Origin of the sequence: Pseudomonas sp. MF6755 (genome assembly GCF_016405635.1) — a bacterium.
Taxonomy (GTDB): Bacteria; Pseudomonadota; Gammaproteobacteria; order Pseudomonadales; family Pseudomonadaceae; genus Aquipseudomonas; species Aquipseudomonas haemolytica.
The window spans coordinates 1-6,775 of sequence record NZ_JAEKDA010000041.1 but is presented as its reverse complement, the minus strand read 5'-3'; the positions used below and the strand labels follow the sequence as shown (position 1 = coordinate 6,775).

The window sequence follows — 6,775 nt, the reverse complement described above, 5'->3', positions numbered from 1 at the left end:
CGATTACATCGAGATGTTCTACAACGTAAAACGCCGCCATGGTTTCAACAATCAGCTGTCACCGGTAGAGTTTGAAAAGCGTTACGCAATGAGCTTGCAAGGTGTCTAGAGAATCCGGGGCGATTCAGTTTGCCTATATTTTCATATTTAACAGATAGTTATGTAAGATTTGATAGGCGCCTATATCTAGATAGCAACTGCGCTTGGCGTTAGCGTTTCTCCTGTAGCCATTTTTTTGAGGTTCCAGGCAATGAATTCCGTCCTGTTTGTGATTGATAAAGCGCTCTCGGCTGATCCGTTGAAGCTAGCGTTGTGCTGTATCTTGCTTCTGAGTGCTGGTTTGCTGATGCATGCGTGGAGGTCGAAATGAGCGAAGTCGAAATGGGTCGTCCTGTGTCTGAATGGGCCAAAATGCCTGTCGATTGGATACGTGCAGGCGAACTCGTCAACTTTGCGGATGAGTCCTATTCGGTAAAGTCGATGTGGTTGAAGGAGGATAAGTCCGCAAGAAACGCATGCATTTCCTCGCTCAAGCTTTACCTAGCGCTGTGCTGTCGAGCAGATTTCATAACTGGAAATGCGAGCGTGACTTATGAGGAGCTGATTCGGCTCACTGGCTTGTCTCGGCCAACTGTTGCGAAGGCGTTGACGCGACTAGAAGTAGAGGGGCTTATCCAGCGAAAAGCACAGGCCCTCAGGAAGGGGTCGAGCATCCTGATTTGCGGCTGGCTTGAAAGTAAAAGTTGGGCGAAAATCCCGAAACGCTGGCTCTACGATGGCTCGTTTGGCGCCAAGATTCTCATGCTCACTGAGTTCAACTTCAGCAGAGCGTCATTGTCGGCATTAAAGGTGTACATCGCCTTGCTTGCGTACAGGGACTCAAATCGAGGTGGCATCGCTATGCTGTCCTATGACCGGTTAGCGCTGATTACCGGTGTTAAGAGACACCACATCGCGGATGCCATTACGCGATTGTACGATCTGAGAATGATTTCATTCAGACAGGGTGACTTTTCAGAGGCATCTGATTTTTCTAGAACGAACCGCTATCTGGTTCGCGGACTCGGAGTTCGGTGGACTAAGGCAGACGAATTTGAGATACCTCAAAGCTCGATTCATAAAAATCGTCCTGGTGCTGCTGACATTGCGGCAGCTAATCTTTTTGTCTCAACCTCACCTAAAGTTACGTAGTGCTAGGAGCTAGTTCTCGTTTAAAGCTAACTCCTCTCGAACGGAGAAAGGAGGAAGTATCATTGCTCTCGGGAGTTGTACTAGTACCAGACACTGGTGCTTTGCTCTGGTAACGGCATTATAAAGTAGCCGTCTCTGCTGCTCGTCATTTCCACGAATTGCCGCAGGCCAAAGCACAATAACTAGATCAAATTCTCTGTTTTTTGCTCCATGAACGGTTAGCGCTCGAATACCTGGCCCATCTCGTGAGCTTAGACGTCGTTGGTTTGAAAATGAGTGCCGTATGGTGTCCTCCATTTCTTCGCGAAGGACATGCGTCCTTCCCTTAGTCCGACGCTGTTTCTCTAGCCAACGCACGAAGTCTTGAGCAATCGGTGCAGGTTTTTCCGCCATCAATGCGAAAGCTTCCGCCAATGTGGCTTGGTCCGGCAGAGCCAGATCGTCAACGAATGTGTCTGCAAGCTTGGTCTCTGACTCTTCCAGAATTATGTTGTAGGGGCCGTTTCCTCTGCCTGTTGTTCGGGTGGCGACCCATGTGAGGATGCCGTGGGCAAATTGCCCCATTGTTGGGGTGATAATCGCGACCCGATTCCCCCCTCTATTCCAACCAATGCCATTAGAAACGTATGAAGCGGCGAGAGCCGGTGTGGGTGTGTGGAAAATCTTAAAGAGCCCATTTGATGCTGGAGCCTGTGCTGATCGGATAGCACCGGCGGCGGCAAGGAGATTACGATCTGAGGTGCGCCTAGGCTGCTGAAGAAGTGCGTCGTGGCCAACAGCAGTTAACCAATCGCAGGCTGGATTAGGACGTAGCTCCTCGATGAGACATTGAAACTCATCTGCAGCAATTAGAAGGTCCACATGGGGAGCCATTGCCTGCACTATCCGCAGTCGGTTTGGCGTGAGATCTTGTGCTTCATCCACGACCACAATGGGATACGTCGCGGCGATCCAGCGGACAACGATATCGTGAGAAAGGAGATCAGCGGCGATCTGACACACCGCTTCATAATCATTGACTCTTGGATGCCCCATCTCTAATTGGGTTATTAGTGCTTGCCATCTACTGACGATTCTCCAAGCGAATCCATCGATTGTTGTGCACTCGTACTGCCGACGTAGAAGGTCGACATCGCCCAATCGGTCGTCCAAACGCCTCCGCGACCCATGCATAAAGGTCAACGCCAAAACTTTTTGAAACGCCTGTAGAGGCTGTCTTTCCAATCTCGCGGCTAGGTTTGCCATTAACTGATGAGTCTTTCCACAACCCGCCGCGCCGGAAAAAGATTGAATTGTCATGGTTGGAATACCCAGACACCCTCTGGGTCGGCGGCGAAATGGGCGCTAGCAGTTCCCGCGCACGCCATAGCCAAACAGCTGAACAACTCTGCTGCTCTGGCACGGCAGAGAGGTGAGTTAACTATCGCGTCTGCCACCGACTCGTAGCAGATCACGTCCACTTTTTTATTTTTTAAGTGGGTGACGATGTCGGACACAGTCGAGGGGGCAACCTCCGTCAACTCCGTAAGCCTCCCAACTACGTCGTCTTCATCCGCAGCCAAAATCCAGCCTATGGCGTCTTCGATCATTTCGTCGTCAGCCCACCGTATTACTGATGAGGGAGCAGTGGGCTCTGCCAGAAGGCTTGAGATATAGCGTTTACCGTCTCTGTCGCCGTCCACCAGGCAGCAGACCTTGTTATGAGTGGCTGACAGTAACTGGAACGTCTCGACCACTTTGGCATCCTCAGTGGGTACGACGCCGACCTCCAATCCAAACATAGATGGCATGCTCGTGGACCAACCCTCGGACAACATCAAAGGTCGTAGCACCGTTTTCAGTAACAGGAAATCAGCACGACCCTCAGGCACCAATACACACGGGTGCATTAAAGCCGACAGGACATCCACGCGACTTTGCTGAAAAAACTTCCTCTTCCAATTCTGAGCATTTGGTAGCAACGGCTCTGATAAAAAAGGGAGGGCCGAAAGATGACCGTCGACATTTCGCAGAATCAATACAGAGGTTGGATCTGATACCGCAGCGATCAATGGGGAATGCGTAGTAATGAAGGTTTGGGTCGAAAGTGCTTGCACTCGTTGTACCAGCTGCTGCTGACCTGCCGGGGGCAGATGAAGCTCGGGCTCCTCCAAGGCCATTAGAAATCCTTCACCTTCTGCTGCACGACCTCGACCTAGTTCCAGAAGTAGTAATAAACCTTGCAGAGACACCAAACCGCTGCCTTGTCTTGCGGCGGGTACGCCTAGTCCTCCGACGACAGCGAAATGTGCTGCGACAGAGTCTAGGAGTGATCGGCTATCAGTACTCGTCACCCGCAGTTGAACATGGGGTGCATTCGGTATGCATCTCGCTAACTCAGCGTTGACGTTCTGGATCAGTGGTGAAATTCGATCATCGTTCTCGATTGGGGCCTCCGGACGCCTAAGCCGATCACGCTCGGCTAAAATGGCTTCGGACGGTTGCGCTGCGGCTACTTGCAGCGTACGCCGGAAAAGCTCACTCCCCCATGTAAAAACCTTGTCCCAGGTACGGCTCGCTCGTACGAGATAAAACCCAATCTCTTTTATCAAGCGTGGAGGAACGCCAACGGGCGAGTCGTCGGCGAAGGGATCCATCGGGCTATCGTGATCGTGGAAGTAACGAACCATCTCGACCGAGAGTGAGTCGCGGTCGAAATAAGCTTGAGCGCCGATTTGGCAGCAAAGCTTCGATGCCTCCTCGGTGCGAACCGCGCTGATCGTACCGTTGGCTTCGTCCAGCCATTTAGGCACGCCTCTGCCGTCTCTAAACCAATCGGTATTCTGATAAGGGTCTTCGGAAGGAAAATCTGTGATTGTGGCTATAAGCTTTATTCGGTCGGCAGGCTGGGGATCTGAACCGTAAAAGTCATGTTCGGTGAGTTCCCTGATCATCCGCTCCCTTCCTAGAAGAAGCGTCAATGCCTCTATCACCGTAGTTTTTCCGGTGTTGTTAGCCCCGATCAGCACAGGATGGTCTTTAAAGTGAACGCTTCCTGCACGGATACCGCGGAAATTTTGGATATCCAAGATCGCTACTCTCATCACATTTCCTTTGGACTGAACGAGCGAATAGAGAAGATTTCCTTTCCGGCGGCAGAGCCATGTCGACCTCCGAAGTAGTCAATATAGGAGAGATTCGGAGTAGTCCTAATTTCAGTTGATGACCATTTTGGGGGGATCGTGCCTGAGTTGATTTCTCGGACGTAATGTTTGCCGGCACCACTTCAGCTCTGGAATGAGCTTGGGGGTTACCTCCTTATTCAGACAGGACGAACGGCATGGATAATTTTGCTGTATGTATGTACAGTTGTGTCGCAATCTCGGCTACGCTCAAGGGGTAGGCATGGATTCCCTTCCTCGCTTAAGTGTGTCGAGATAAGCCCTGAAGTTTGTTGGGTAAGGTGTTATTTTCAGTGATTCCATATTGATGCTATCGGAACGGAATTCGACCCATGATTACACTGAAAACCGCCATCATTCACAGTTTCAAAAAGCTGGCGAAAACGAGCTTTATCTCCGATGTGGTGAAAAAGGATGTGGTACTCAATACCGAAAACCCAGCATTACAATTTCTGGTGAATGGGATTCACGGTCTCATCGGCAAAGAAGGCAACAGTGTGGTCTACGGCCAGTTCGCCAATGATGAACGGCAAGGTCCATTTCCTGGACGTTTCACCGAGTTTGTAGCCGTACAGGATGATGAGGCCCAGTTCATCGATCTGACTCACTTGGCCATGGATCAACTGGTAGAGCAGGCGGGTACTCAGGTGCTGTCGACCGGCGGACATATTCTATGCGCCCAGTACTCCTCCGGAGCTTCCAATTTTTTCCTCGTCGCTAGCATGAAGGAGCGTGGTGGCATTCAGTTGGACGAAAACTATGTCCCAAAAGAGATTCAGGAAGTAGATCTGAACAAAGTTCAGCAAGCTGCTCGGATCAACTTGGGGAGCTTTGTCGCCATTCAGGCTATGGCTGCTGCCCCAACACCCGAAAGTGAGATGGCAGAGGAAGCCGACTCCACCTATCTATGTTTCATTAGTCGTGGCCGCGACAGTCAGGCGTCTGACTACTTCATCTCTGCATTGGGCTGTGCAAAAGGCGTGGCTTCGGGGCGTGCTACGAAAAATGCTATCGATAACGTAGCCAAGTTCTTTCGCGACAACAAATCTTTAAAAAGCTTCGGCTACAGGGCTAAAGAAGCGGTAATCAAATATCTAGAAGTGCAATTGGCAGCAGGCAAGTCAGCACGATTGGATTCCATTGTTCACGCCGCCGTCGCTCATGTTCCTGCTGACCTAGTTGATGAAATCGCAGGCCTGAAAGATTATTTGAACAGTGAAAAAAACAAGGTTCCTGACGACTTTACGGTCAACGCTAAAACGCTGAAGGAGAAGACTCGGATCAAAGGAGATGCTTCCAATTGGTCGTTGCAGTTCGAACGCGGAGCGCTTGGAAAGGATCCCGCCGCAGACGTCTATTACGATGAAGTTCGGAAGAAGTTGACCCTGTCCAACATGACGACCGAGCTGATTGATGTGGTCGAGAAAGAACTGCTGGCAAGGAACGGCTGAAAATGTTCTCTCATGTGGTAGCCCTCTACCGTGCCCTTGGAGCACCCACCATTGAAGACGGGGTCGTCAGTTACGAGGGAGCGCCAACGGCCGAAATCATTAGCGCATTACGAATGTGTGATGAGTTGCCGGCTGCCTATGGAAAGTTTGAGCATCTTTCTGACGAGGCAGACTTTCTTGAAATTGAATTTCGCTTGCCATCGAATGAGTCGGGCCATTTTTACAGCAGCCTGACCGAGTTTGTCGCGCGAAATGGTTCGTTGGGCAAGGGGCAATTTCCGAGCAATGTTTACATCACTGAGCTTCGCTGGGCAGACAGCGATGATATTGAACCCCCGGAGATTAAGTCTCTCAGGTGCGTCTGTCGGTTAATTGAGTTGCTTGCGCTACTAGCGATCGGCGTTGACAAAGACAGTAGCCCGGACGGCTATAACCTATTTTTTGCCTTACCACCTGATGGGGCGAAGCCTCCGAGAACATTTCTGCTGCCTACTCAGGTCGACGTCAAAGTGCTCGATTATGAACTTAACCACTTGAGCTTATTGGAAGAAATTCTCAATCGGAAAAATGAAAACAAGGCGCACCTCTCTGAACGAAAATTGATGATTCGGATGGCCGTCGCGAGCGTCATCGAGAAGTTCGAAAGCGAGCCGAATTTGCTTCTGGTGATCGTGCGGGAGTGGCGAGAGGTCTTGGCCACTTACCGCGCCAATCTCCAAACGTATGTCTATAGCTTCTCGTTTGAGCGGGTTCGTCGTGAAGTGGCCCAGGCTGAAATCGACTATGGCACCAAGCTGAGTGGAGTGCTGGGAGACATTGCCGGCAAGATGCTCGCCCTCCCGATATCGTTAGGGAAACTCTGAAAAAGACTTTCTGATTTGGCAAAATACCGCGACCCCACCCACCGAGTTTCCCGATGAAGCAGATGACCTTCGCCGACGCCGAGTACGCTGGCAAGCGCAAGCAAACCCG

6 protein-coding genes are annotated in these 6,775 nt (G+C 50.9%); 4 read left to right on the top strand and 2 right to left on the bottom strand.

All coding sequences use genetic code 11. From position 1 onward, the window contains the following. The coding region (locus JFT66_RS29520) for an IS3 family transposase (RefSeq protein ID WP_146427598.1) at positions 1-109 on the top strand (109 nt) is incomplete at its 5' end. 257 nt (positions 110-366) lie between these two features. Further along, entirely contained in the window at positions 367-1,191 is an 825-nt protein-coding gene (locus JFT66_RS29515; RefSeq protein WP_170036588.1) for a MarR family transcriptional regulator, read from the top strand. A 9-nt stretch (positions 1,192-1,200) separates the two neighbouring features. Here JFT66_RS29515 and JFT66_RS29510 read toward each other — a convergent pair whose 3' ends face one another. Further along, positions 1,201-2,490 (bottom strand): ATP-binding domain-containing protein, encoded by a 1,290-nt coding sequence (locus tag JFT66_RS29510; protein WP_170036590.1) that lies wholly within the window; start codon positions 2,488-2,490, stop codon positions 1,201-1,203. Beyond that, the gene (locus JFT66_RS29505; protein WP_170036592.1) at positions 2,487-4,274 is read right to left on the bottom strand and encodes an ATP-dependent nuclease; all 1,788 of its coding nucleotides are present in this window, start codon (positions 4,272-4,274) and stop codon (positions 2,487-2,489) included. The genes JFT66_RS29510 and JFT66_RS29505 overlap by 4 nt, the downstream gene beginning before the upstream one ends. Before the next feature lie 410 nt (positions 4,275-4,684). Here JFT66_RS29505 and JFT66_RS29500 point away from each other — a divergent pair, with 410 nt between their 5' ends. Together JFT66_RS29500 and JFT66_RS29495 are read left to right on the top strand one after the other, a co-directional pair. Further along, positions 4,685-5,803 (top strand): nucleoid-associated protein, encoded by a 1,119-nt coding sequence (locus JFT66_RS29500; RefSeq protein WP_170036594.1) that lies wholly within the window; start codon positions 4,685-4,687, stop codon positions 5,801-5,803. A 2-nt stretch (positions 5,804-5,805) separates the two neighbouring features. Then, positions 5,806-6,666 carry a hypothetical protein gene (locus JFT66_RS29495; RefSeq protein ID WP_233097229.1) on the top strand — a complete coding sequence of 287 codons (861 nt, stop codon included), beginning with the start codon at positions 5,806-5,808 and terminating at the stop codon, positions 6,664-6,666. The last annotated feature ends 109 nt before the right edge of the window (positions 6,667-6,775 follow it).

Bases quoted from the DNA above. Each gene is read 5' to 3' on its own strand.
- JFT66_RS29515 (WP_170036588.1), top strand. From the start codon at position 367: ATGAGCGAAGTCGAAATGGGTCGTCCTGTGTCTGAATGGGCCAAAATG.
- JFT66_RS29510 (WP_170036590.1), bottom strand. From the start codon at position 2,490: ATGACAATTCAATCTTTTTCCGGCGCGGCGGGTTGTGGAAAGACTCAT.
- JFT66_RS29505 (WP_170036592.1), bottom strand. From the start codon at position 4,274: ATGAGAGTAGCGATCTTGGATATCCAAAATTTCCGCGGTATCCGTGCA.
- JFT66_RS29500 (WP_170036594.1), top strand. From the start codon at position 4,685: ATGATTACACTGAAAACCGCCATCATTCACAGTTTCAAAAAGCTGGCG.
- JFT66_RS29495 (WP_233097229.1), top strand. From the start codon at position 5,806: ATGTTCTCTCATGTGGTAGCCCTCTACCGTGCCCTTGGAGCACCCACC.